This window comes from Cellulomonas sp. KU4C, from assembly GCF_056868065.1.
The window spans coordinates 3799214-3824309 of record NZ_CP200322.1 but is presented as its reverse complement, the minus strand read 5'-3'; the positions used below and the strand labels follow the sequence as shown (position 1 = coordinate 3824309).

The 25096-nt window shown below is 72.7% G+C and carries 20 protein-coding genes and 2 pseudogenes; 16 read left to right on the top strand and 6 right to left on the bottom strand.

The window, feature by feature from the left end; translation table 11 throughout:
* The first annotated feature begins 101 nt into the window (after positions 1-101).
* From AC1VL8_RS18185 to AC1VL8_RS18175, 3 genes are all read left to right on the top strand, one after another.
* A complete protein-coding gene (locus tag AC1VL8_RS18185; protein WP_483076148.1) occupies positions 102-1034 on the top strand; it encodes a uroporphyrinogen decarboxylase/cobalamine-independent methonine synthase family protein in 933 nt (310 codons plus the stop codon).
* Complete coding sequence (locus AC1VL8_RS18180) at positions 1031-1486, top strand: hypothetical protein (RefSeq protein ID WP_483076147.1); 456 nt, start codon at positions 1031-1033, stop codon at positions 1484-1486. Before AC1VL8_RS18185 ends, AC1VL8_RS18180 begins: the two co-directional genes overlap by 4 nt.
* Positions 1487-1583: 97 nt before the next feature.
* Positions 1584-1802: a helix-turn-helix domain-containing protein gene (locus tag AC1VL8_RS18175; RefSeq protein WP_483076146.1), complete on the top strand. Its 219-nt coding sequence runs from the start codon at positions 1584-1586 to the stop codon at positions 1800-1802.
* 56 nt (positions 1803-1858) lie between these two features.
* On the opposite strand, the gene AC1VL8_RS18170 is transcribed toward AC1VL8_RS18175, so the two are convergent.
* Complete coding sequence (locus AC1VL8_RS18170; protein WP_483076145.1) at positions 1859-2245, bottom strand: DUF6907 domain-containing protein; 387 nt, start codon at positions 2243-2245, stop codon at positions 1859-1861.
* A gap of 111 nt (positions 2246-2356) precedes the next feature.
* Positions 2357-2581: a helix-turn-helix domain-containing protein gene (locus tag AC1VL8_RS18165; protein ID WP_483076144.1), complete on the bottom strand. Its 225-nt coding sequence runs from the start codon at positions 2579-2581 to the stop codon at positions 2357-2359.
* 143 nt (positions 2582-2724) lie between these two features.
* Here AC1VL8_RS18165 and ligA point away from each other — a divergent pair, with 143 nt between their 5' ends.
* The 6 genes and pseudogenes from ligA (at position 2725) to AC1VL8_RS18135 (ending at position 10995) form a co-directional block, all read left to right on the top strand.
* Entirely contained in the window at positions 2725-5157 is a 2433-nt protein-coding gene (ligA, locus tag AC1VL8_RS18160) for an NAD-dependent DNA ligase LigA (RefSeq protein ID WP_483076143.1), read from the top strand.
* On the top strand, positions 5154-6443 hold the full coding sequence (locus AC1VL8_RS18155; protein WP_483076142.1) for a GNAT family N-acetyltransferase: 1290 nt from the start codon (positions 5154-5156) through the stop codon (positions 6441-6443). The genes ligA and AC1VL8_RS18155 overlap by 4 nt, the downstream gene beginning before the upstream one ends.
* 49 nt (positions 6444-6492) lie before the next feature.
* Positions 6493-6906 carry a pilus assembly protein CpaE gene (locus AC1VL8_RS18150; protein WP_389234919.1) on the top strand — a complete coding sequence of 138 codons (414 nt, stop codon included), beginning with the start codon at positions 6493-6495 and terminating at the stop codon, positions 6904-6906.
* Between the two features lie 66 nt (positions 6907-6972).
* Positions 6973-7269, top strand: coding sequence for an Asp-tRNA(Asn)/Glu-tRNA(Gln) amidotransferase subunit GatC (gene gatC, locus AC1VL8_RS18145; RefSeq protein ID WP_389234922.1), 297 nt, complete (start codon positions 6973-6975; stop codon positions 7267-7269).
* Between the two features lie 2 nt (positions 7270-7271).
* Positions 7272-10305: pseudogene (gatB, locus tag AC1VL8_RS18140) on the top strand (Asp-tRNA(Asn)/Glu-tRNA(Gln) amidotransferase subunit GatB).
* A gap of 144 nt (positions 10306-10449) precedes the next feature.
* Positions 10450-10995: a GNAT family N-acetyltransferase gene (locus tag AC1VL8_RS18135; protein ID WP_389234931.1), complete on the top strand. Its 546-nt coding sequence runs from the start codon at positions 10450-10452 to the stop codon at positions 10993-10995.
* 87 nt (positions 10996-11082) lie between these two features.
* On the opposite strand, the gene AC1VL8_RS18130 is transcribed toward AC1VL8_RS18135, so the two are convergent.
* A complete protein-coding gene (locus AC1VL8_RS18130) occupies positions 11083-11349 on the bottom strand; it encodes a hypothetical protein (protein ID WP_483076141.1) in 267 nt (88 codons plus the stop codon).
* Between AC1VL8_RS18130 and AC1VL8_RS18125 the strand changes: the two genes are divergently transcribed.
* The gene (locus AC1VL8_RS18125) at positions 11348-11686 is read left to right on the top strand and encodes a hypothetical protein (protein WP_483076140.1); all 339 of its coding nucleotides are present in this window, start codon (positions 11348-11350) and stop codon (positions 11684-11686) included. The genes AC1VL8_RS18130 and AC1VL8_RS18125 overlap by 2 nt on opposite strands.
* Before the next feature lie 126 nt (positions 11687-11812).
* On the opposite strand, the gene AC1VL8_RS18120 is transcribed toward AC1VL8_RS18125, so the two are convergent.
* The 3 genes and pseudogenes from AC1VL8_RS18120 to AC1VL8_RS18110 form a co-directional block, all read right to left on the bottom strand.
* Positions 11813-13177 carry a cryptochrome/photolyase family protein gene (locus AC1VL8_RS18120; protein ID WP_483076139.1) on the bottom strand — a complete coding sequence of 455 codons (1365 nt, stop codon included), beginning with the start codon at positions 13175-13177 and terminating at the stop codon, positions 11813-11815.
* Between the two features lie 303 nt (positions 13178-13480).
* Entirely contained in the window at positions 13481-14059 is a 579-nt protein-coding gene (locus AC1VL8_RS18115) for a TipAS antibiotic-recognition domain-containing protein (RefSeq protein ID WP_483076138.1), read from the bottom strand.
* A 19-nt stretch (positions 14060-14078) separates the two neighbouring features.
* A pseudogene (locus AC1VL8_RS18110) lies at positions 14079-14252 on the bottom strand (MerR family DNA-binding transcriptional regulator); the annotation flags it as partial.
* Positions 14253-14374: 122 nt separating this feature from the next.
* On the opposite strand from AC1VL8_RS18110, the gene AC1VL8_RS18105 reads away from it, so the two are divergent.
* The 6 genes from AC1VL8_RS18105 (at position 14375) to AC1VL8_RS18080 (ending at position 25056) form a co-directional block, all read left to right on the top strand.
* The gene (locus AC1VL8_RS18105) at positions 14375-15061 is read left to right on the top strand and encodes a VOC family protein (protein ID WP_483076137.1); all 687 of its coding nucleotides are present in this window, start codon (positions 14375-14377) and stop codon (positions 15059-15061) included.
* 163 nt (positions 15062-15224) lie between these two features.
* Positions 15225-17087: a dihydroxy-acid dehydratase gene (ilvD, locus tag AC1VL8_RS18100; protein WP_483076136.1), complete on the top strand. Its 1863-nt coding sequence runs from the start codon at positions 15225-15227 to the stop codon at positions 17085-17087.
* Between the two features lie 126 nt (positions 17088-17213).
* Entirely contained in the window at positions 17214-18923 is a 1710-nt protein-coding gene (gene ilvD, locus AC1VL8_RS18095; RefSeq protein ID WP_389234949.1) for a dihydroxy-acid dehydratase, read from the top strand.
* Between the two features lie 160 nt (positions 18924-19083).
* Positions 19084-19731: a Hachiman antiphage defense system protein HamA gene (locus AC1VL8_RS18090; RefSeq protein ID WP_483076135.1), complete on the top strand. Its 648-nt coding sequence runs from the start codon at positions 19084-19086 to the stop codon at positions 19729-19731.
* A gap of 151 nt (positions 19732-19882) precedes the next feature.
* Positions 19883-22888, top strand: coding sequence for a DEAD/DEAH box helicase (locus tag AC1VL8_RS18085; protein WP_483076134.1), 3006 nt, complete (start codon positions 19883-19885; stop codon positions 22886-22888).
* Positions 22889-23067: 179 nt separating this feature from the next.
* Positions 23068-25056, top strand: a complete 1989-nt coding sequence (locus AC1VL8_RS18080) for an ABC transporter ATP-binding protein (RefSeq protein ID WP_483076133.1) — start codon at positions 23068-23070, stop codon at positions 25054-25056.
* Positions 25057-25096: the final 40 nt, after the last annotated feature.

The following is a 25096-nucleotide window of genomic DNA, read 5'->3' as shown; positions in this document are numbered from 1 at the left end:
GTCAGCGGGACCGGCGCCTGGCCGGGCGCCGAGCCGCTCGAGGCCCAGCAGACGGTCCTCGGCGACCTCGCCGACTCGCCCGACGGAGTCGAGGGGCTGCCGTGGACCGTGCGCCTGCCCGAGCGCGGGCCGTACGGCACCCTGGCCGCGGACGCGCTCGGGCTGCTGGTCGACCTCCCCGCGGGCTCGGCCCGCACGGCTGGCGGCTCGCCGACCGACCCGGGGCCGACGCCGGCCGCCTCGCAGCCGCCCGCCGCCAGGACCTCGACGCGCTCGCGATCGCGGCGCACGGCTGGGACGGCCCCCTGGTGGTGCCGGTGTCCGGCCCAGTCACGCTCGCCGCGAGCGTCTACCTCGCCCGGGGCGACCGGGCGGTCGCGGACGCGGGTGCGGTGGCGGAGATCGTCGAGTCGCTGGGCGCCGGTGTCGCCGAGCACCTGGCCGCGGTGCGCCGGGCGGTCCCCGGCGCCCGGCCCACGGTGCTGCTGCACGAGCCGCTGCTCGCCCAGGCGGTCGCGGGGGTGCTGCCGTCGTTCTCCGGCTACGCGCGCCTGCGCTCGGTGCCCGCCCCGGTCGCGTCCGAGCGGCTGGCCCGGACGGTCCGGCTGCTGCGCGAGGGCGGCGCCGAGCGGGTGGTGCTCCACGTCGGCACCGGCGCGGGCACGACCGGGGCGGTGCGCGGCTCCGGCGCGGACGCGCTCGGGATCGACGCCGCCGCGCTGGACGAGCGGCGGTGGGAAGCGGTCGCCGAGCTCGTCGAGGGCGGCACCCACCTGTGGGCGGGCGTGCCCCAGCCGGAGACCTCCCAGTGCGCCGGCCCGGACGTCCGGGGCGTGGCCGACGCGGTGCTGCGCGGGTGGGAGCGCGTCGGCCTGGACCGGGCGGGGCTGCGCGACGTCGTGCTGCTGGCCCCGGCCGGGCCGGCGGTGCCGAGCGCCCGCGGCGCGGACGTCCTGGACCCCGCCGCCGCGCGGTCCACGCTCGCGACGGTGGCCCGGGCCGCGGGGATCGTCGCCGAACGGGCCGAGGCGTGAGCGGCCGGGCGCCGGTCGGCGGGCGGGCACCGCTGCGCCGCACGGCGTGGCTCGACCGGCGCACCGCCGCGGTGCTCGCGGGTGCGGCGCTGGTCGGTCTCGTGGGACTCGTGACGCTGCTGGTGCTGTGGGTCGGGCTGGTCACCGCGACGCTCGGGGCCGGTCTCGCCGAGGGCGGCGACGGGCCCGAAGGAGCCGGTGGCCCCGCCGGGGCGTGCGTGGCGGCCGCGACCGCGGGCGAGGACGACGCCGCGGTGACGTCGACGCTGCTGCCCCCGCGCGCCGCGTGCACCTGGACCGTGGACGGGCGGTCGGAGACCGTCGTGCTCGCCGAGCGTCCCGCCGGGCTCGCGACGGCAGCGGTGGTCGCGACCGGCGGTGGGGCGCTGGTGGCGGCGGGAACCCTGGCCCTATGGCTGCGGAGCCGTCGTCGGGCACGCGCGGGTCGTTGACCGACCGGGCTGTCGGTCGTGTGGTCGGCGCGCGGTTCCGGGCGCGCTACTGATCGGCCTGTCGACTCGCGCGACCGGCCCCGCGACGGTCGTGCCCATGACAGGTGATCTCCAGCGCGCCGTCGGACGCAACCTCCGACGCATCCGCGACGAGCGGGGTGTCACCCAGGAGAGCCTGGGCGACACGATCGGCCGCCACCGGACCTACGTCGGCGCCATCGAGCGCGGTGAGCGCAACCTCGGACTGCAGACCATCGAGAGCCTGGCCGACGCCCTCGGTGTCGACCCGTTCCTCCTGCTCGCCCGCGACGGCTGACCGCCGCCCGGCCCGGCGGGTGCCGGGACGGGCGGGGCGTCGGGGTGCCGGGTCGGTCAGGCGCGAGCGAGCTCGAGCGCCCGGTCGACGGCGGGCACGAGCCGTCCCCAGGACTCGGCGGTGAGCTCCAGGTGCTGCACGGCGCCGTCCCCGGCGTACACCCAGGTGGTCCGGGCCCCGTCGCGGCGGTGCACGGCCACCGCGAGGTCCGCGTGCGCGGTGCGGTCCGCCGCCTCGGGGGTGCCGGGCGGCCCGGCCTGCTCGACCTCGACGTCCGGCGGCAGGGTGCCGCCCGGCGAGCCCAGCAGCTGCCGGGCGTGCACGGACATCGACGTGCTGACGTGCACGCGGTCGCTCTCGTGGTCGTCCTCGGCGTGCAGCACCACGCACCAGGGCGGGCAGGCCTCCACCTGCCAGGTCGGTCGGTCGTCGTCGGTCCTCACGGGTCCTCCTCGGGTCGTCGTCGCGAGGGGCCTCGGCGGCCCGTTCCCCTCGTCCTGCACACCATGACCGCGAGCACCGACACGGAACGCCCGTCGTCCACAGGCAGCCGCTCAGCCCGGGCCGTCGACCCCGATCAGCGTGCGCACGTCCACGCCCAGCCGGTCGGCCAGCCGCTCGACCGAGCGCAGCGTGAGGTTGCGCTCGCCGCGCTCGACGCCGCCGAGATAGGTGCGGTGCACGCCCAGGGCGCCCGCGAGGGCCTCCTGGCTGATCCCGCGCTCGTCCCGGATCCGGCGCACGCGCCGGCCCACCTCCACCTGCAGATCGCCTTCCATGCGGTCCACGGTCGGGTCTCGCTACTCATCTGTCTACACACCTATGAGTAGCAGGCGCGTCCGCCGTCGTCCAGCCCCATCTGCGCGGCCCTCCGGCTCCCCGCGCACGGGTGCCTGTCGGCGGCTCGCGGCATGATGTGCGCGTGGACGCGACACGACCCGAGACGACGACCCCCGACGACGCCGGCCTGGACGAGGCGGGCGCCCGGCAGCGGTGGGCCGAGCTGGCGGACCGGGTGCGCGACCTCCAGTTCGCGTACTACGTGCGCGACGAGCCGACGGCCAGCGACGCGGACTACGACGTCACGCTGCGTCGCCTGGAGGCGCTGGAGGACGCGTACCCGGAGTACGGCCTGCGCACCCCCGACTCGCCCACCCAGAACGTGGGCGGCACGTTCTCGACCGAGTTCCGCGCGGTCGACCACGTCGAGCGGATGCTCTCGCTGGACAACGCGTTCTCGGCGGAGGAGGTCGCGGCCTGGGCGGAGCGCGTGCACCGCGACCTCGAGCTGCCCGACGACGCGGGGCTGCACTACCTGACCGAGCTCAAGATCGACGGTCTCGCCATCGCGCTGCTCTACGAGCGGTCCGGCGACGGCCCGGCGCGGCTCGTGCGCGCGGCGACGCGCGGCGACGGGCGCACGGGGGAGGACGTCACGCTCAACGTCCGGACCATCGCCAGCATCCCGCAGACGCTCGCCGGCGACCCCGCGACCCACCCCGAGCAGATCGAGGTGCGCGGCGAGGTGTTCCTCCCGGTGGCGGCGTTCGAGCGGCTGAACGCGACGCAGGTCGAGGCCGGGAAGGCGCCGTTCGCCAACCCCCGCAACGCCGCCGCGGGCTCCCTGCGGCAGAAGGACCCACGGGTCACCGCCGGGCGCCCGCTGCAGATGTACGCGCACGGCGTCGGGGCGCTCCGCTGGGGCACGGCGGGCACGGCGGGCCCGTCGGCTCCGCTCGAGCGGCAGTCCGACGTGTACCGCCTGCTCGCCGGCTGGGGCGTCCCGACCTCGCCGTACTTCGAGGTCCTCGCGGGCCTGGACGAGGTGCAGGCGATGATCGACCACCGCGGCGAGCACCGCCACGAGGTCGAGCACGAGATCGACGGCATCGTCATCAAGGTCGACGAGCTCGCCCTGCAGCGCCGGCTCGGCGCGACCAGCCGGGCCCCGCGGTGGGCGATCGCCTACAAGTACCCGCCGGAGGAGGTCAACACCCGGCTGCTTTCCATCGAGGTCAACGTCGGACGGACCGGGCGCGTCACCCCGTACGCGGTGATGGAGCCGGTCCGGGTGGCCGGGTCGACCGTCGCGATGGCGACCCTGCACAACAAGGACGTCGTCGCCGCGAAGGGCGTGCGCCCCGGTGACATGGTCGTGCTGCGCAAGGCCGGGGACGTCATCCCGGAGATCGTCGGCCCGGTCACCGCGCTCGCCGACGACGGCTACCCCCGCACCGACTGGGTGATGCCGACGCGGTGCCCGGAGTGCGGCTCGACGCTGCGGCCGATGCGCGAGGGCGACGTCGACCTGCGCTGCCCGAACGCGCGCACCTGCCCGGCGCAGGTGCGCGGCCGCGTCGAGCACATCGGGTCCCGCGGGGCGCTCGACATCGAGGCGCTCGGAGAGGTCACGGCCGCCGCGCTCACCCAGCCGGAGATCCCCGAGCAGCCGCCGGTCGTGAACGAGGCGGATCTGTTCGAGCTCGTCGGCTGGGCCCCGGACGCCACGCCGGAGGAGCGTGAGGACGTGCGTCGGCGGAGCTTCGCGCTGCTCCAGCAGGTGCAGGTCGTCGTCCGCGACCCCGAGACCGGCGAGCCCCGCGTCGACGAGGACGGGGTCGTGCGCCGCCGCACGCCGTTCCGGCGCCGCCTGACGCACAGCGTCCGGGCGCGCAAGGAGGCCCAGGAGCGCGGCGACGAGCTGCCCGAGTACCAGGACGTGCCGTCCGAGGCGGCCAAGAAGCTGCTCGACGAGCTCGACGCGGCCAAGACGAAGCCGTTCTGGCGCGTCCTGGTCGCGCTGAGCATCCGCAACGTCGGCCCGTCCGCCGCGCGCGCGATCGCGCAGCGGCTCGGCTCGATGGCCGCGCTGCGCGAGGTGCTGACCGACCCGGAGACCGCGCGGACCACGCTGTCCGCGGTCGAGGGCGTCGGGCCGACCATCGCGGACTCCATCGTCGACTGGTTCGCCGAGGACTGGCACGCGCAGATCGTCGACCGCTGGCAGGCCGCGGGGGTGGTGATGGCCGACGAGGCCGACGAGTCGACGCCGCGCACGCTCGAGGGCCTGACCGTCGTGGTCACCGGGAGCCTCGAGGGGTTCAGCCGCGACCAGGCGAAGGAGGCGGTGCTGTCCCGCGGTGGCAAGGCCTCCGGAAGCGTGTCCAAGAAGACGGACTACGTCGTCGTCGGCGGCGGTGCCGGCTCCAAGGAGGCGAAGGCGCGCGACCTGGGCCTGCGGATCCTGGACGAGGCGGGCTTCGTGGCGCTGCTCGCGCAGGGGCCGGTCGGCGTGGGGGACACGCCCGCCGAGGACGCTCCTGCCGAGGACGCCCCCGCCGGGGACGCCTCGTGACCGGGGGTGGCGTGCACGTGCGGCCCGCACGGGCCGACGAGCTCGCGCAGGCCGGAGCGCTGACCGCCGAGGCGTACCACGCGGACGGCCTCCTGGACGCGGAGGACGACTACGAGGTCGAGCTCCGGGACGCCGTCCGGCGCGCCGCCGAGGCCGTGCTCCTCGTCGCGACCGTGCCCGGGCGGCCCGTCGAGGACGACGCGCCGGACTCCGGCCCCGCGTCGGACCCCGCGCCCGAGGTCGTCGTCGGCACCCTGACGATCGCCCCGTACGGCAGCTCGTACGCCGAGGTCGCCGAGCCGGGTGAGGTGGAGCTGCGCATGCTGGCCGTCGCACCGGAGGCCCGGCAGCGCGGCGTCGCCGAGCGCCTCGTGACGGCGGCGCTCCGCGAGGCGGTCGCCCGGGGTGCGCGGCGGGTCGTCCTGTCGACGCTCGCGGAGATGGTCGTGGCCCGGCGGCTGTACCAGCGCCTCGGCTTCGTCGCGGTGCCGGAGCGGGAGTGGCACCACGAGGGGGTCGTCCTGCACGTGCTCACCTGGGACCCGCCGCCCGCGCCGGGCGTGCTGGTGGAGGCGGCGACCTGGGTGCCGGCGGTCACGGAGGTCGTGGACGGGTGGCGGCTCGGACTGTCGGACGGGTTCACGCGCCGGGCCAACAGCGTGCTGCCGCTGGGCGGCCCGCCGGACCTCGCCGCCACGCTCGACCGGGTCGAGGAGCGGTACGCCGCCGCGGGCCTGCCGGCCGTCGTGCGGTTGTGCTCCGCCGCGCCGCCCGGGCTCGCCGCGGAGCTCGACGCGCGCGGCTACGCCGAGGTGGCGGTCACGGACGTCCTGGTCCGCGACCTGGTCGTGGCACCACCTCCGCACCCGCGCGCGCCCCCGGACGTCCGCCTGCGGGTCGCCGACCGCCCGGACGACCCCTGGCTCGAGGGGTGGCTGGGCGTGAAGGCGGCGTCCACGCCCGTCGACCGCGGGACCGCGCGCCGGGTGCTCGAGGGGTCGACGGCGCTCTACCTCACCGCGACCGACCGCGACGGCGGCGTCCTCGCGGTGCTGCGGGTCGCGCTGGCCGAGGGGTGGGCCGGGCTGTCCTGCCTGGTCGTCGCGCCGCACGCCCGGCGCCGCGGCCTGGGCCGGCTGCTCACCCGCGCCGGGCTGCACTCCGCGGCCGACCGGGGGGCGCGGCACGCGTTCCTGCAGGTGGAGGTGGCGAACCGCGGCGCAGCCGACCTGTACGCCGCGGAGGGCTTCCTGCCGGCCGAGCGGTACGCCTACCGGCAGCGCTGACGCCGCCACCCGCCGGGCGGGCCGACGGCGCCCGGACCATACTGACGGGATGATCTCCCAGGACCGCGCGGAGCTGCTGCAGGCGAGCGGCCTGCGCTGGACGCCCGCCTCCGGCGACCGGTTCACGCTGCGCCAGCCCGCGCTCGCGGGCGAGGTCTTCACCATCAGCGAGATGACCATCGAGCCGCAGCACCACCCCACCGGGACCGTGCTCGGGTTCAACGGCACCACCGAGTGGGCGCTGGACTCCGTGACGCAGGACGACGCGGTCTGGCTGCCGCGGGAGGACCAGCTGCGCGACCTGCTCGGCGGGACGTTCCGCAGCCTGGCCCGGGCGATCGACGGGTCCTACCTCGTCGTGGTCGAGCTGCCGGGGCAGCCGGAGCGGTCGTTCGCCGCCCCGGACGCGGCCGACGCGTACGCCGACGCCGTGCTGGCCCTGGTCTCCGCCGCACGGGTCTGACCCGGCCGGCGACCCGCCCTGGGGACGACGCCGGTCCCGCCTGCCCGCACGTCTAGACTCGGGCGCATGTCCTCCCTCTCTCGTGACGAGGTCGCGCGCGTCGCGGGCCTGGCGCGGATCGACCTGACCACCGAGGAGCTCGACCGCCTCGCGGGCGAGCTCGACGTGATCGTCGAGTCCGTCGCCCGGGTCAGCGAGGTCGCCACGCCCGACGTGCCGGCCACCAGCCACCCGCTGCCGATGACCAACGTGTTCCGCCCCGACGTGCCGGAGCAGCCGCTGACGCAGGCGCAGGCCCTGTCCGGGGCCCCCGCGTCCGAGGACGGCAAGTTCCTCGTCCCGCAGATCCTCGGGGAGGAGTGACCGTGACCGAGCAGACCGACCTGACCCGCCTGTCCGCCGCCGTCCTGGCCGACAAGCTCGCCGCGGGCGAGGTGACCAGCGTCCAGGTGACGCAGGCCCACCTGGACCGCATCGCCGCCGTCGAGCCCGCCGTGCACGCCTACCTGCACGTGTCCGCGGCCGAGGCGCTGGCGACCGCCCGCGACGTCGACGCGCGCCGCGCCGCCGGCGAGCAGCTGCACCCGCTCGCGGGCGTGCCGATCGCCGTGAAGGACGTCGTCGTCACCCAGGGCCTGCCCACGACGGCCGGCTCGAGGATCCTCGAGGGCTGGGTGCCGCCGTACGACGCGACGCTCGTCGAGCGGATCAAGGCCGCCGGCCTGCCGATCCTCGGCAAGACCAACATGGACGAGTTCGCGATGGGCTCCTCCACCGAGCACTCGGCCTACGGCAACACGCACAACCCGTGGGACCTGGACCGGATCCCCGGCGGCTCCGGCGGTGGCTCGGCCGCGGCGGTCGCGGCCTACGAGGCCCCGCTCGCCATCGGCACCGACACCGGCGGCTCGATCCGCCAGCCCGGCGCCGTGACCGGCACCGTCGGCGTGAAGCCGACCTACGGCTCCGTGTCCCGCTACGGCCTCATCGCGCTGGCGTCCAGCCTCGACCAAGCCGGCCCGGTCACGCGGACCGTGCTCGACTCGGCGCTGCTGCACGAGCTGATCGGCGGGCACGACCCGCGCGACTCCACGTCCATCCCGGAGCCGCTGCCGGGTCTGGCCGCCGCGGCCCGTCAGGGTGCGTCCGGCGACCTGACGGGCGTGCGTGTCGGCGTGGTCCGCGAGCTGCAGGGCGAGGGCTACCAGCCCGGCGTGCTCGCGCGGTTCGAGGAGTCGCTCGAGCTGCTGCGCGGCGCGGGCGCCGAGATCGTCGAGGTCTCCTGCCCGCACTTCGAGTACGCCCTCGGCGCGTACTACCTGATCCTCCCGAGCGAGGCGTCCAGCAACCTGGCGAAGTTCGACGGCATGCGGTTCGGCCTGCGCGTCGAGCCGTCGGAGGGCCCGGTCACCGCCGAGCGCGTGATGGCCGCGACCCGCGGCGCCGGCTTCGGCGACGAGGTCAAGCGCCGGATCATCCTGGGCACCTACGCCCTGTCCGCCGGCTACTACGACGCCTACTACGGGTCGGCGCAGAAGGTCCGCACGCTGATCCAGCGCGACTTCGACGCCGCGTTCGAGCAGGCCGACGTGCTGGTGTCCCCGACGGCGCCGACCACGGCGTTCAAGCTGGGCGAGAAGCTCGACGACCCGCTGGCGATGTACCTCAACGACGTCGCGACCATCCCGGCGAACCTCGCCGGCGTGCCCGGCATGTCGCTGCCGAACGGCCTGTCGGACGACGGCCTGCCCGTCGGGTTCCAGGTGCTGGCGCCGGCGAAGGCCGACGACCGGCTCTACCGCGTGGGCGCCGCCCTCGAGGCGCTGCTGGAGAAGAACTGGGGCGGCCCGCTGCTGGCCAAGGCTCCCGAGCTGGAGGTGGGCGAGTCGAGCTCCCGGACGGTCGACCTGGTCGACTACGACGACGCGGTGGCCCGGTTCGACCCGGTCATCGGCATCGAGGTGCACGTCGAGCTCGGCACCCGGACCAAGATGTTCGACGCCGCGCCGCAGACGTTCGGCGACGAGCCGAACACCGCGGTCACGCCGGTGTCGCTCGGCCTGCCGGGCGCGCTGCCCGCGGTCAACGGCACCGCGGTGGAGTACGCGATCCGGATCGGCCTCGCGCTGAACTGCCAGATCGCCGAGACCTGCCGGTTCGCGCGGAAGAACTACTTCTACCCGGACGTCCCGAAGAACTTCCAGACGTCCCAGTACGACGAGCCCATCGCGCACGACGGCTACCTGGACGTCGAGCTCGAGGACGGCACCGTGTTCCGCGTCGACATCGAGCGCGCGCACATGGAGGAGGACGCCGGCAAGAACACCCACGTGGGTGGCTCGACCGGCCGCATCCAGGGAGCCGAGTACTCCCTCGTCGACTACAACCGCGCCGGCATCCCGCTGGTGGAGATCGTGACCCGCCCGATCGTCGGCGCCGGTGAGCGGGCCCCCGAGGTCGCGCGCGCCTACGTGCAGACCCTCCGGGACATCTTCCGGTCGCTGGGCGTCTCGGAGGCGCGGATGGAGCGCGGCAACGTCCGCGCGGACGTGAACGTCTCGCTGCGACCGACCCCCGAGTCGCCGCTCGGCACCCGGACCGAGACCAAGAACGTGAACTCGTTCCGGTCGGTGGAGCGCTCGGTGCGGTACGAGATCAGCCGCCAGGCCGCGGTCCTCGACGCCGCCGGCACCGTCACCCAGGAGACCCGGCACTGGCACGAGGACACCGGCATCACCACCGCCGGCCGCGTGAAGTCCGACGCCGAGGACTACCGGTACTTCCCGGAGCCCGACCTCGTGCCGATCGCGCCGGACCGCGCGTGGGTCGAGGAGATCCGGGCGAACCTGCCCGAGCTTCCCCGCCGCACGCCGCCGCCGGCTCCAGGGCGACTGGGGCTACGCCGACGCCGAGATGCGCGACGTCGTGAACGCCGGTGCGATCGAGCTGATCGAGGCCACCGTCGCCGCGGGCTCCAGCCCCGCCGCCGCGCGCAAGTGGTGGATGGGCGAGCTCGCCCGGACCGCCAAGACGCAGGACGTCGAGCTCGGCGACCTGCCGATCACCCCGACCCAGATCGGCCAGCTCCAGCAGCTCGTCGACGCGGGCCGGATCAACGACAAGCTCGCGCGCCAGGTGCTCGAGGGCGTGCTCGCGGGGGAGGGCGACCCGGAGGCGGTCGTCGTCGCGCGCGGGCTCGAGGTCGTCTCGGACGACGGCCCGCTGCTCGAGGCCATCGACGCCGCGCTCGCCGCGCAGCCCGACATCGTCGAGAAGATCCGCTCCGGGAACCTTGGTCCGGTCGGGGCGATCATCGGCTCGGTCATGAAGGCCACCCGCGGGCAGGCCGACGCCGGTCGGGTCCGCGAGCTCGTGCTGGAGCGCGTCGCCCAGGGCTGACCGCAGCACCGCACGACGGCGCGGGCCCCGGGAGCACCCCGGTCCCGCGCCGTCGGCGCGTGCGCACACCGCGCGCGGGTCCCGCGCGCCGAAACACCCCGGTGATCCGCAGTGCCTAGCATCGGGTGGACGACGGGAGGCCCCATGGACAAGCCCACGCTCGAGGGCGAGATGATCCACCTGCGCCCCATCCGCGCGGACGACGCCGCCGCGATGTGGGACATGGTCAGCGACCCCGACAGCCGCCGCACGACCGGCACGACCCGGGTGTTCACGCGCGCCGAGGTCGACGCCTGGTGCGCGTCGGTGTCGCGGATCGAGGGCCGCATCGACCTGGCGATCACGGCGAACGGGTCGGACGAGTACCTCGGCGAGATCGTGCTGAACGAGATCGACGAGGTGGTCGGGTCCGCCGGGCTGCGGCTCGTGATGCGGCCCGCCTACCGCGGGCGGGGCTACGGGACCGAGGCGATCGAGCTGGTGCTGGGCCTCGCGTTCGACGGCATCGGCCTGCACCGGGTCGGGATCGACGTGCTGAGCATCAACGCCCGCGCGCACTCCCTGTACGAGAACATCGGCTTCCGGGTCGAGGGCCGGCGCCGGGACGCGTACCGCGACGGCGACGGCTGGTGCGACGGGATCCTCATGGGGATGCTCGACGACGAGTACCGCGCGCTGCGCGCCGCCTGACCCGCGCGCCGCCTGGCGCACGCACGAGACGCCGGCCCCCGCTCGGGGACCGGCGTCTCGTCGTCAGCGGCTCAGCGCCTCACGGGATCAGCGGAGCCAGGTGTACTTCTGGACCAGGGGCAGCTCGCGCCACATCCGGCCGAGGCCCCAGGTGTCGCCGGCGAACGTCACCGCGACGACGACCAGCGCCAGCGCGTAGATGATGTGGTAGTCCATCACCGGGTTGGTCGAGCCGGCGGTGAGCGGCCACTCGGCGGCCCACATCATCAGCATGATCGCGGAGCCGGCCCAGGCCGAGACCCGGACGCCGACGCCGAGCATCACGGCCGCGCCGACACCCAGCATGCCGAGCATGAACAGCACGTCGGTGGCGGGGCTGGCGATCGACTGGAAGAAGCTTCTGGAACGGCCCGACCACCGCGGGGCTGTTGAGGAAGCCCTGGCTGGGGGTGCCGCCGTTGAGCCAGGCGCGCTCGCTCGGCGTCGAGTAGCCGAGGCCGAAGGTCTTGTCGAGGAACGCCCAGAGGAAGATGAACCCGGTCGCCAGCCGCAGGACGGCGAGCGAGCGGCGGGCGCTGACGGTCGTGACGATGGTCTCCTGCGTCCGCACGGGCACCGGAGCGGCGCTGCTGCGGGGGGTGGCGGTGGCGGTCATGTTCGTGCCTTCGGTTCGTCGGGAGTCGTCTTGTGACTGCATTCCCAATGTGCTCCACCGGGGCGTCCCGTGGGCGGGTCGAAGGTCCCGACTTCGTGCGGGCGGGTGCGCACCGGCGGGCCGACCGGCCCGAGGTGGGACCTGGGTCCCGGCCGGCGCCGCTCAGCGCATCGACTGGTACGCGCCCAGGGCTACCTGGCGCTCGTGCGCGTGGTCGACGAGGCGTTCTACGTAGTCGGGTGCCGCCGACCGCGGAAGCTTCCACGGCTCGTGCACCGCCTTGCCGGGGATGTCGCGCAGCTCGGGCACCCACCGGCGCACGTAGTGGCCGTGCGGGTCGAACTTCACGCCCTGCATCACGGGGTTGAACACCCGGAAGTACGGCGCGGCGTCGCGGCCGGTGCCGGCGACCCACTGCCAGTTGAGCTGGTTCTGCGGCACGTCGCCGTCCACCAGCCACGCCATGAAGTGGTCCGCGCCCCGCTGCCACCGCACGTGCAGGTCCTTGACCAGGAACGACGCGACCACCATCCGCACCCGGTTGTGCATCCAGCCCTCGGCCCGCAGCTGGCGCATCCCGGCGTCGACCACCGGGTAGCCGGTGCGGCCGTACGCCCAGGCGTCCAGGAGCCGCTGCTCGGCGTCCCCGCTCGCCCACGACGCCTCGGGCACGACCGGGGTCAGCGACTCCCGGCGGGCCGTCGGGTTGTGGTGCAGCACGTCCGCGTGGAACTCGCGCCACGCGATCTGGCTGCGGAACGTGTCGGCACCCTCGCCGCGCCGGTGCGCCAGGTCGGCGAGGATCGTCCGGGGGTGGATCTCGCCCCACTTGAGCGGGACGGACAGCCGCGAGGTGCTGTCGAGGTCGGGGCGGTCGCGCTCGTCGGCGTAGTGGCTCAGCGGCCCGTCGAGCATCGCGCGCCAGCGGTCCAGGGCCGCGTGCTCGCCGGCCTCGGGCAGCTCCAGGCCGTCGGGGACCGGGGCGTCGGGGACCGCGTCGGACCGGCCCGCGTCGACGAACGTCACGTCCCGGGCGGTCGCTGCGGCGTCCGGCGCAGGCGCGCGCCAGCCGTGCTCGGCCCAGGCGCGGCGGAACGGGGTGAAGACCTTGTAGTCGGCGCCGGAGCCGTTGCGGACCCGCCCGGGGGCGACCGCGTACGGCGAGCCGGTGCGCATCAGCGCGGCACCGGCGTCCTCGAGCCGCCACTCGACGTCGTCGTCGCGGCGGCGACCGAACGGCTCGTACGACGCGGCGACGTGCACCTGCTCGGCACCGACCTCGTGCGCGACCGCGGGGACGACGTCGCGCGGGTCGCCGTGGCGGACCAGCAGCCGGCCGCCGGTCTGCGCGTCCAGGGCGGCGAGGCTGCGGGCCAGGTAGGCGCGGCGCGGCGCCCCGGCCGACTCCCAGATGCGGGGGTCGAGGACGTAGAGGGCGAGGACGTCGCCGCCCGCCTCGGCGGCGGCGTGCAGGGCGGGGTTGTCGCCGAGGCGCAGGTCGCGGCGGAACCAGTGGATCGCGGTCACCCGGCGACGGTAGCCAGCGCCGGGCGTGACGGCGACCGGGCTGCGCGGCCGGGCTGCGCGGCCGGGCTGCGCGGCCGGACCGGCGCCGGGAAGGAGTCGAGGCACCACCGGCCCGGGCGATGAGCCGATGGTGCCTCGACAGGGGGTACCTGACGACGGGTCGTCGTCACCAGGTGACCTCGCGGCGGACCGCGGGCGGGGAAGCCCGCTGATCGCCCCGGGGGAGAGGCGACCGGTGGTCCGGCACGCGGATCAGCCTGCCGCGCGACGCCCCCGCGCGGTTGGGCCGTTGGTCCCGATCCGTCAGCCGCCTGCGACGGCGTCCGCGTGGGCGTCGACCGCGTCCCGCAGGTAGACCGCCAGGCCGGGGGCCACGGCGTCGTAGGTCGCCGTGAACCGGGGGTCGTCGACGTACGTCGCGGCCAGACCCCGGTACGCGTCGGGGTCCGGGGTCCAGAACCGCGAGACCCAGGCGTGGTGCCGGGCCACGAGCCCCCGGACCGCCGCGTCCGTCACGGGCGTGCCCGCCGCGAGGTGCTCGGCGAGGGCCGCGTTGACGTCGTGCATCTCCCGCTGGTGGGCGGCCCGCTCGTCGGCGGTCAGCGACTCCCAGGTGCGGGTGCTGCGGTCCACGGTCTCGGCTCCCCAGCGCTCGCGCGCCTCCTGCTCGTACTGCGTGTGGTCGAACCCGTCGTACAGCTGCTCCGCGGGCATGGTGGTGCCCCCTTCCAGGGACTCGATGGTGGAGGCGACGGTCCGGGCGAGCCGGTCCAGGCGGTCCCGCTCGGCGAGCAGCCACGCGTGGTGCTCGCGGAGCCGCCGCGCCCGGTCGTCGGGGTCGTCGGGGTCGTCGAGGATCTCGGCGATGGTGCCGAGGCCCACGCCGAGCTTCCCGCAGGACCAGCACCTGCTGCAGGCGCAGCAGCTCGTCGTGGCCGTACTCCCGCTGCCCGCCCGGCGTGCTGCCGGCCGGGCGCAGCAGCCCGATCGCGTCGTAGTGCCGCAGGGTCCGCGACGTGACGCCGGACAGACGGACGACCTCGGCGGTCGTCCAGCGCGCGGTGTCGACGGTCATCGGGTGCTCCTCACCTCCGACGGCGGACCTCCCGCCGTCGTCACCCGACCGTAGGGGTTGACGTCGCGTCAACCGCAAGCCCGTCGCGCGGACGTGTCGGAGGGCGGTGGCACGCTGGGCCCATGAGCGACGCGGAGCAGCGGGTGATCGGGCCGGGTGCGGCCACCGAGCGGGTGGACGCGCGGCACTGGCGGGTGCTGCTGGTGTGGCTGCAGGCCGCGTTCCGCACCCCGGACCTGGCGACCGGGGCGGCGTTCGTCGCGCGGGTCGCGGCCGAGGCGGACCGGGTGGGCGCCACCCCCGACGTGGTGCTCCGCCCGGACCACGTCCAGGTCCGGACCAGCACGCCCGACGCCCGCGGGCTGACCGAGCGGGACCTCGCGCTCGCGGCGGCGGTCACGGCGGTGGCGGACGAGCTCGGCCTGCCCGGCGCCCCGGAGCGGCTGACCGCGCAGGAGATCGCCGTGGACGCCCTCGACATCCCGGCGGTCGCCCCGTTCTGGCGCGCGGTGCTCGGCTACGTGCCCGAGCCCGGCACCGACCCGGACGACCCGTCGCTCGTCGACCCGTCCGGCGCGCTCGGCCCGGCGTACTGGTTCCAGCAGATGGACGCGCCGCGACCGCAGCGCAACCGGATCCACGTCGACGTCACCGTGCCGCACGACCAGGCGCAGGCCCGGGTGGCGGCGGCGCTCGCGGCCGGCGGGACGCTGCTGTCGGACGTGCGGGCGCCCGCGTTCTGGGTGCTCGCCGACCCGGAGGGCAACGAGGCCTGCGTCTGCACCTGGCAGGCGCGCGGGGACGGGTAGCGCGGGAACGGGCGTCGCGCTGGGACGGGCGTCAGACGGGGCGCGCGTCTCGCGGGTTGGGCGATCACAGGACGGACGCGCGCGACGACCCCCACCAGCGCGGACGTACCGTGCAGGCACGCCGCCGACGCGGTGGCGCCCTGCTTGCTGAAGGAGCTGTCCCGTGAGCCGTCCGCTGCGCTCCCGTACGTCCACCCACGGCCGCAACATGGCCGGCGCCCGCGCGCTCTGGCGCGCCACGGGCATGGGCTCGGAGGACTTCGGCAAGCCGATCATCGCGATCGCGAACTCGTACACGCAGTTCGTCCCGGGCCACGTGCACCTCAAGGACATGGGCGACCTGGTCGCGTCCGCGATCCAGGAGGCCGGCGGCGTCGCCAAGGAGTTCAACACCATCGCCGTCGACGACGGCATCGCGATGGGCCACGCCGGGATGCTCTACTCGCTGCCGAGCCGCGACCTGATCGCCGACTCCGTCGAGTACATGGTCCAGGCGCACTGCGCCGACGCGCTGGTCTGCATCTCGAACTGCGACAAGATCACGCCCGGGATGCTCAACGCGGCGCTGCGGCTGAACATCCCCGTGATCTTCGTGTCCGGCGGTCCGATGGAGGCCGGCAAGGCGGTCGTGGCGGACGGGGTCGCGAAGACCCACCTCAACCTCATCAACGCGATCAACTACTCCGCGGACGACGCCGTCTCCGACCAGGCGCTCGCCACCGTCGAGGAGAACGCCTGCCCGACCTGCGGCTCCTGCTCGGGGATGTTCACCGCGAACTCGATGAACTGCCTGACCGAGGCCCTGGGCCTGTCCCTGCCGGGCAACGGCTCCACCCTGGCCACGCACAGCGCCCGCCGGGAGCTGTTCCTCGAGGCCGGCCGGACGATCGTCGACCTCGCGCGCCGCTACTACGACGACGAGGACGACACCGCGGCGCCCCGCGGCATCGCGACGAAGGCCGCGTTCACGAACGCGATGACCCTCGACGTCGCGATGGGCGGCTCGACCAACACGGTGCTGCACATCCTCGCGGCCGCCCAGGAGGCCGAGGTCGAGTTCACGCTGGCCGAGATCGACGCGATCAGCCGCCGCGTGCCGTGCCTCGCGAAGGTCGCGCCGAACCACCCGGACTACCACATGGAGGACGTGCACCGGGCGGGCGGCATCCCCGCGCTGCTCGGCGAGCTCGACCGCGGCGGGCTCCTCGACCACGACGTGACGAGCGTGCACACCCCGACGCTGCGCGCGTGGCTGGACGACTGGGACATCCGCGGCGGCAGGGCCACCGAGCGCGCGACCGCCCTGTTCCACGCCGCCCCGGGCGGGGTGCGCACCACGCAGGCGTTCTCCACCTCGAACGTCTGGGAGTCGCTGGACACCGACGGCGCCGCCGGGTGCATCCGCGACGTCCCGCACGCCTACACCGTCGAGGGCGGCCTGGCCGTGCTGCGGGGCAACATCGCCGAGGACGGCGCGATCATCAAGACCGCTGGCATCGACCCGGACGTCTTCCACTTCGTCGGGCGCGCGCTGGTCTGCGAGTCCCAGGACGAGGCGGTCGACAAGATCCTGCGCAAGGAGGTCGAGCCGGGGCACGTCGTCGTCGTGCGGTACGAGGGCCCCGCCGGCGGCCCCGGCATGCAGGAGATGCTCTACCCGACGTCGTTCATCAAGGGCCGCGGTCTGGGCAAGGTCTGCGCGCTCATCACCGACGGCCGGTTCTCCGGCGGGTCGAGCGGCATCTCCGTCGGGCACGTCAGCCCGGAGGCGGCGGCCGGCGGCACGATCGGCCTGATCGAGGACGGCGACGAGATCGAGATCGACGTCGAGACCCGCCTGATCCGGGTGAACGTCCCGGACGAGGTGCTCGCGGACCGTCGCGCCAAGATGGAGGCCCGCGAGAACCCGTGGCAGCCCGTCGACCGCGACCGGTACGTGTCGCCCGCGCTCCAGGCGTACGCGGCGATGGCGACCAGCGCCGACCGCGGCGCCGTGCGCGACGTGAGCCGCATCCGCCGCGGCTGACCCCGCACCCCCGCCGAGACAGGACCTCCGCGCCGAGACAGGGCGCGCGGAGGTCCTGTGTCGGCGCGCACGCCCTGTCTCGGCGAGGGGGCGGCGCGCGGGGCGTGCCGCGCCTAGAGTCGGGTCATGACGACCACGTCCTCCCAGACCCCTGACATCAAGCCCCGGTCCCGTCAGGTCACCGACGGCATCGAGGCCACCGCGTCGCGCGGGATGCTCCGCGCCGTCGGGATGGGCGACGACGACTGGGTCAAGCCGCAGATCGGCGTCGCGAGCTCCTGGAACGAGATCACGCCCTGCAACCTGTCGCTGCAGCGGCTCGCCCAGGCCGTGAAGAACGGCGTGCACGCGGGCGGCGGCTACCCGCTGGAGTTCGGCACCATCTCGGTGTCCGACGGCATCTCGATGGGTCACGAGGGGATGCACTTCTCCCTGGTGAGCCGCGACATCATCGCGGACAGCGTCGAGACCGTGATGCAGGCGGAGCGGCTGGACGGCTCGGTGCTGCTGGCGGGCTGCGACAAGTCCCTGCCGGGCATGCTGATGGCCGCGGCGCGGCTCGACCTGTCCAGCGTGTTCCTCTACGCCGGGTCGATCATGCCGGGCTGGGTGAAGCTCGAGGACGGCACGGAGAAGGACGTCACGCTGATCGACGCGTTCGAGGCGGTCGGCGCCTGCTCCCGCGGCCTCATGTCGAAGGGCGACCTGGACCGCATCGAGCGGGCGATCTGCCCGGGCGAGGGCGCGTGCGGGGGCATGTACACGGCGAACACGATGGCGTCGGTCGCCGAGGCGATCGGCATGTCGCTGCCCGGGTCGGCCGCCCCGCCGAGCGCGGACCGGCGCCGCGACAACTTCGCCCTGAAGTCGGGCGAGGCGGTCGTCGAGCTGCTGCGTCGGGGCATCACCGCCCGGCAGATCATGACCAAGGAGGCGTTCGAGAACGCCATCGCCGTGGTGATGGCGTTCGGCGGCTCGACCAACGCGGTGCTGCACCTGCTGGCCATCGCGCACGAGGCCGAGGTCGACCTGACGCTCGACGACTTCAAGCGGGTCGCCGCGAAGGTCCCGCACCTGGGTGACCTGAAGCCGTTCGGCCGGTACGTGATGGCCGACGTCGACCGGATCGGCGGCGTGCCGGTCGTGATGAAGGCGCTGCTCGACGCGGGCCTGCTGCACGGCGACTGCCTCACGGTCACCGGGCGGACCGTGGCGGAGAACCTCGCGGACATCGCCCCGCCGGACCCGGACGGCAAGATCCTGCGGGCCCTGGACAACCCGATCCACCGCACCGGCGGCATCACGATCCTCGACGGATCGCTGGCACCGGAGGGCGCGGTCGTGAAGTCCGCGGGCTTCGACACGGACGTGTTCGAGGGCACGGCGCGGGTGTTCGAGCGCGAGCGCGCGGCCCTCGACGCCCTCGAGGACGGCACGATCCAGGCCGGCGACGTCGTGGTCATCCGCTACGAGGGCCCCAAGGGCGGCCCGGGCATGCGCGAGATGCTGGCGATCACCGGCGCGATCAAGGGCGCGGGCCTCGGCAAGGACGTGCTGCTGCTCACCGACGGCCGGTTCTCCGGCGGCACCACGGGCCTGTGCGTCGGTCACGTGGCGCCCGAGGCGGTCGACGCGGGCCCGATCGCGTTCGTCCGCGACGGCGACCGGATCCGGTTGAACGTCGCCGAGGCGACGCTGGACCTGCTGGTCGACGAGGCCGAGCTCGCCGAGCGCCGGGTCGGCTGGGCGCCGCTGCCGCCGCGGTACACCCGGGGCGTGCTGGCGAAGTACGCGAAGCTCGTGCAGTCCGCGTCGACGGGGGCCGTGCTGATCTGAGCGCACACAACGTGGTGCCCCTAGCGGCACCGCAGTCGGCCGATCGGATGAATTGCGCAGGCGCGCGGTCGAACGCAGAGGCTCATCACTATCCTCGGGAGGATGGCGCGTAGTCCACGGTGCGCCGGACAACGTGATCCGCCGGAGGGAGAGTCAGGCGATGCGCGAGTTAGGGCTTGATTTTGCATCGCTGCGAGACTTGTTCCTCACGATTGATGACACTGCCTATCTTTTGGTCGAACTGGCCAGCATCGATATTCCAGGTCTTGGCACCGCGGTTCGAAGATGCTACGTCGACGATGCCACTCTAAATGCCGCCATAGAGCGATCGGGCCGTCTGCACCGAGAGTTGATCGCGATGAAGCTGCCCGATCCAGGTTCCGTGATGTCAGGCGATTTCGGGGAGATACTCTCGGCCATATTCAGCGCAGCACGCGAGTACCCGGCCGAGTTGGTCGATCCCAAGAAATGGCGCCTCAAGCAGGATCGCACCAAAGCGATGTCGCATTCAGACGTGGTGCAGTTCGATCTGCCGGAATGGCCGAACGCCACACATCGAGACAGGTTAATCTGCGCAGAAGTGAAGACCAAATCCACTAAGGGAAGCTTCCGTCCCATACCTCAGGCGATAGCCGACTCCAAGAAGGACGCTGACGGGCGATTGGCGAAGACGCTGGTGTGGCTTCGGGAGAGGGCCGCCTATGCTGACCTCGGAACTTTGACGATTGACCACCTCGACCGGTTCATCAACGCAAACGACCACCCGCCTGCCGCACGCGAGTTCAAGGCGGTGGCGGTCATCAGCTAGATCTCCTCGCGGATGAGCTTGAAGACACGGCCGTGTTGGACCAGAACGCCGCTTCGTTGATCGTGATATCCGTGCCCGAACTCAAAGCCGGTTACGAAGGCGTCTACGCGCTCGCCGTGCGCAGCGCAGACACCGGGCTCCCGGGTCCACAATGAGGCGGACGCTGCAAGAGTGGGTCGCAGACTTTCAGACCCGTGCGAGCCTGGGTGACTTCAGGATTCAGACTCATCTCGGCCAATTGGGATATCTAGACGGCCGCGAACTCGACCTGTACTTCTCTCTCGTTGGTCAACTCTTCGACTCCATCCGTTTCGGTGAGTCGGACGGGCGCAGTTGGTCGGCGCTCGGCAATGCGTTCGTCTCTATCGGTCGAGAGCTTTCGGGGTCGGCGAAGTCCGACGCCACTCTATTTGCCGCCACTTCGTTCTATCTGGGCGGATTTCCTGCCTCGGCAGTGGTCACAATGAGGACGGCTGGCGAAAGCCTTGGCGTGGACCCCGATCTCGCAGCTTGGTCTGAGTTGCTCAGTCGCCGGCCAGCGTCCGCGACCGGGGTGATGACGCCTAAGGTCACAGAACTTCTCGGCGCGATGGCCATCGGTGACGACGCGACTGTTGCTTCTATCCGTGCTCAGGCGCAAGCGGACGCGGAGGCCGCGCTTCGTATTGGGCCCGATGAATGGGTGACTGCACATCTGTTCGCGCACTCTCTCGAGCGATTCCAGCGAACAAACCTCCGTGCTGTCCTCCCAGATGGTACAAGCCATCATTGGGACGCCCTGGTCGCGTCTTTCCTTGGCCGCCCGCGCCCCGTCTGGGACTTTTTCCCTTCACAGATCGAAGCTATTCAGTCTGGTCTCTTAACGAGGGCGGAGTCGTTCTCGCTGCAGATGCCGACGGGATCCGGCAAGACAGCGCTGACGGAAACACTTCTGTATCACCACCTTCGATCGAACGCGACGGCCCGAGCGGTTCTCCTCGTTCCATTCCGTGCGCTCGCGCGGGAACTGCGTGACTCGATCGGTTCTAGTCTTTCCGATATGGGCATATCGAGTCGCGCTGTCTATGGGGGCACGGTGCCAACCCCGGAGGAAGTTGAGAATCTGCAGTCTGTCCGACTGCTCATCGCGACGCCCGAGGCTCTGACGGGGTTGCTTGGAACTCACCCGGAGATAGTCCCGACCATCGACCTCGTCGTGTGTGATGAGGGGCATCTACTGGCGAGCGATTCCAGGGGGGTGGGCCTCGAATTGCTGCTGGCGCGATTGCGGGCAAGGGAAGAGCCGCCGCGTGTCATTTTCGTTTCAGCTATTGTTCCCAATATATCCGAGGTCAACGAGTGGCTGGGAGGCTCCGACTCTACTGTCGTGCGCAGTGACTATCAAGCTGCATCGGCCGAGTATGCGGTCCTACGACCAACAGGGTCGGGTGTCAACACCGTGGTTGGCTTGGAAATGCAGGAACTTGCATCTTCGCTCCCCAGTCATACGTTGCCCGACTTCTTGACTCGTAACGATTTTGTGTTTACGAATCCAGCCAGTGGTCGGCTGAAAACTCACACCATCGGCACGGTGAAAACGCGAGCTATCGCAGCCGCTCGCAAGGCCCTGCCTCTCGGGGCGGTAGCGGTTTTCGCATCTGTCAAGCGAGGAGCGCAGGGTGTCTTGGGTCTTGCGGAAGAGCTTGTGAAGCAGGTCGAGCTCGGGTTGCCGCTTCCGGTCCCAACATCGTTCGTTACCGATGCTCAGGGTGTAGCGCGAGCGGTGACGTACCTGAAGCGCGAGTTCGGCGAGTCTTGGATCGGTGCTCGCGCTTTGGAGTCAGGCGCAGTGGTGCACCATGGCGACCTCCCGCAAGAGGTTCGTGAAGTGCTTGAGGAACTTCTCGCTGAGAGAAAGTTGGCACTCGTCCTCTGCACGAGCACGCTCGCAGAAGGCGTCAATCTTCCGATTCGTACCCTGGTGCTCTATTCCGTAGTTCGTGGGTCTGCCGATCAACGGTCAGCTCCCATGCTTGCACGTGACATCAAGAATCTTGTCGGTCGCGCCGGTCGTGCAGGAAGTTCCAGTCGCGGGTTAGTGATCTGCGCCAATCCGGATCAGTGGCCGGTTGTGGCTCCTGTCGCTCAGGGTTTGCCCGGTGAACTGGTCGAGGGTGCCCTAATAGAGTTGCTGCGAGAGCTGGAGACTGCGCTCGCGCGATCCGGTAGGGCGCTAACGAACACGCTCCTTGAGCAAGTTCCAGCGCTGCTGTCGATGGTCGATGGGGTCGATGCATCGCTTCTGGAGCTCATCCACGACGAGATTGGCGATGACGAGTTCCGCGCGATCGCCACCAAGGTGTACACCGCTACCTTCGCGGCGCGCCGCGCGACCGCGGCTCAGGCGCGTCTGATGCTGAGTGTTTTTCAAATGCGGGCAGATCGAGTTGTGGCATTGCGAAGTAGCGGAAGGCTTGATTGGGTACGCGAGTCGGGCGGTCGCCCCAGAATCGTGGACTCGGTTATCGACGACTTGATCCCAAGCTTTAGTGGTTGGGCGACTGTTGGATCCGGCACGGAAGACGGCTTGATCGAGGCGTTGCTGGGCTGGGCTATGCGTCAGCCAGGGTTCGAGATCGAGGTGGACGCCGCTTTCGACAAGTCGGAGGTTGCGGATCCATCGGTGTCTCTGGCCGCGCTGATTCGCGCCTGGATCGGTGGCGAGCCATACACCGAGATGTCAGCGGCTAGCGGGCTCAAGATGGATCATTGTCTCCGTGTCCATGCGAAGGTGCTTCTCAATGATTTCGCGACGTTGGTTGAGCAAGCGATTGCGGTGATTCGGCGATATGGCGATGACGCGCAGTTCCCGCTATCGGATGCAGTGCTGACTTTCCCGGAGTGTCTGCGCTTCGGCGTCGCTAGTTCCGCTGCAAGGTTCTTGATGGCTTCCGGCGTACGGCATAGAAGTGCTGCAGTGGCTCTCGGTGCCGCTGCGGCGATGGGCGAGATTTCCGATCCATTCACCTCGCCGCGGGACGTTGCGAGGGCGTTGCTTTCTGACAGGCAACATTGGGAGGAGCGCTTGGGTTCGCTGGTGTACGCGCGAACTCGCCGCGATGTGCGAATTCGGAGGTCCGATGATCTTGGCGCGGGAGGACGTTCGGGCTCGGAGTGAATCTCTCGCCGGGGAATCGAGCACCCGTCTGAACGTGCACGGTGCACAGTGGCGAAGTTCTGGCGCTGGGTGAACCGGTGCCGTGCTCATCCGATCTGCCGGAACGCTCCCGTCGGCCCGGTGCGCGCGGCTAGGGTCGCGTCGGGCGCTCGCACCGGGCGCCCGGCGAGGGGGCGAGCGTGACCGATCTGCCGCCGGCGGGGACCACCGCCGTCAGCACCCGCGGCCTGCGCAAGACCTACCGGCACCGCGGACGGCGCGTGGTCGCGGTCGGCGGGCTGGACCTGGACGTGCCGCTGGGCGGCGTGCACGGGTTCCTCGGGCCGAACGGCGCGGGCAAGACGACGACGATCCGGATGCTGCTCGGGCTGATCCGCCCGGACGCCGGCACCGTGCGCGTGCTGGACCGCCCCGTGCCGCAGGCACTGCCCGAGGTGGTGGCGCGGGTCGGCGCGATCGTCGAGTCCCCGACGTTCTTCCCGGCGTTCTCCGGGCGCCGGAACCTCGAGCTGCTGGCCGCCGCGATCGGAGCGCCCTCGGCGCAGGTGGACCGGGTGCTCACCGACGTCGGCCTCGCGGACCGCGGGTCGAGCCCGTTCCGGACCTACTCGCTGGGGATGAAGCAGCGGCTGGCGATCGCGTCGACGCTGCTCAAGGACCCGGACCTGGTGATCTTCGACGAGCCGACCAACGGCCTGGACCCCGCCGGCATCCACGAGGTGCGCCAGATCATGCGCTCGCTCGCGGACGCGGGCAAGACGGTGCTGGTGTCCAGCCACATCCTGGCCGAGGTCCAGCAGGTCGCCGACACGGTCTCGATCGTGACCCGCGGCCGCCTCGTGACGTCCGGGCGGGTCGAGGACCTGCTCGCCCAGGCGGGTGCGGGGGAGGCCCGGGTGGGGGTGACGGACCCGGCGCGGGCGGCCGAGGTCCTCGCCGCGCGGGGCTGGGCCGTGCGTCCGGCCGGGGACGGCGCGCTGCAGGTGTCCGGGGTACCGGACCTGGCGGACGTGACCCGGGCGCTCGCCGCCGCCGGCCTGTACCTCCGGGAAGCTCGTGCCGGTACGGGCGGACCTGGAGCAGGTGTTCCTGGCGCTCACCGGGACGGCCCCCGACGGACTGGCCGAGGCGCAGCAGGGCCGGCCCGCCCCGCACGGCCGACGGGCGCGCGCGTGACCGGGCTGGTGCGGGTCGAGGCCCGCCGGTTCCGGTACCGCGCCGCGGTGCGCTGGCTCGCGGTGCTGGCCGTCGTCGCGGCGCTCGCGGTGGTCGCGGGCGCCTGGTCCAGCACGCGCCCGCCGTCCGCCCAGGCGGTCGCGGACGCGCGCGAGCAGCTCGCGTGGGCGCAGGAGGACTGGGCGGAGAACGGCGAGCAGTACCTCGAGGACTGCCGGGCGGGCGAGGAGGAGCAGCGCGCCACCGACCCGGAGGTGGACTTCGGCTGCGACGAGATGGAGCCGCGCGAGGAGAGCTACCTGCCGTACCGGACGACGTTCGCCGACGCCGCGGGGTCCTGGATCTCGGGGGCCAGCACGGTCCTGCTGCTCCTGGCGTTCGCCGCGGGTGTCACGTTCGTGACCGCCGAGATCGGCTCGGGGTCGCTGTCGACGTGGCTGACGTTCGTGCCGCGGCGCGGCCGCGTCTACGCGAGCAAGGTCGCGGTCGCCGCCGCCGGGGTGCTGGTGCCGACCGCGCTGGCCCTGCTGGTGGTGGTCGGGGGCTCGTGGGCGGGCGCTGCGGCGAACGGCGCCCTCGGCGACCTCGACGGGAGGACGTGGACGGACCTCGGGCTGACCGCGCTGCGGGTGCTCGCCGTGTCGGGCGCGGCGGGGGCGGTCGGGGCCGCGCTCGGCTTCGTCACCCGGAGCGCCGCCGCGGCCCTCGGGGTCGGCGTCGGCTGGCTGGTGGTGGTGGACTCGCTGATCGCGGGGTTCCTGCCGGGGCTCCAGCCGTGGACGCTGCGGGTCGGGGTGCAGGCGTGGGTCGACGACGGCTACACCGCGTTCGTCTCCGTGCCGTGCGAGCCGATCGACGGGGTCGTGCCGAACGGGGTCTGCACCGCGGAGCGCCTGGTCACCGGCGTCCACGGCGGTCTGCTGCTGCTCGGCGCCACGGTGCTGCTGGTCGTCGTCGGCGCGCTGGTGTTCCGTCGGCGGGACGTGGACTGAGGTCCGCTGCGCGCGGGCGACCCGCGTGAGAAGGTCGAGG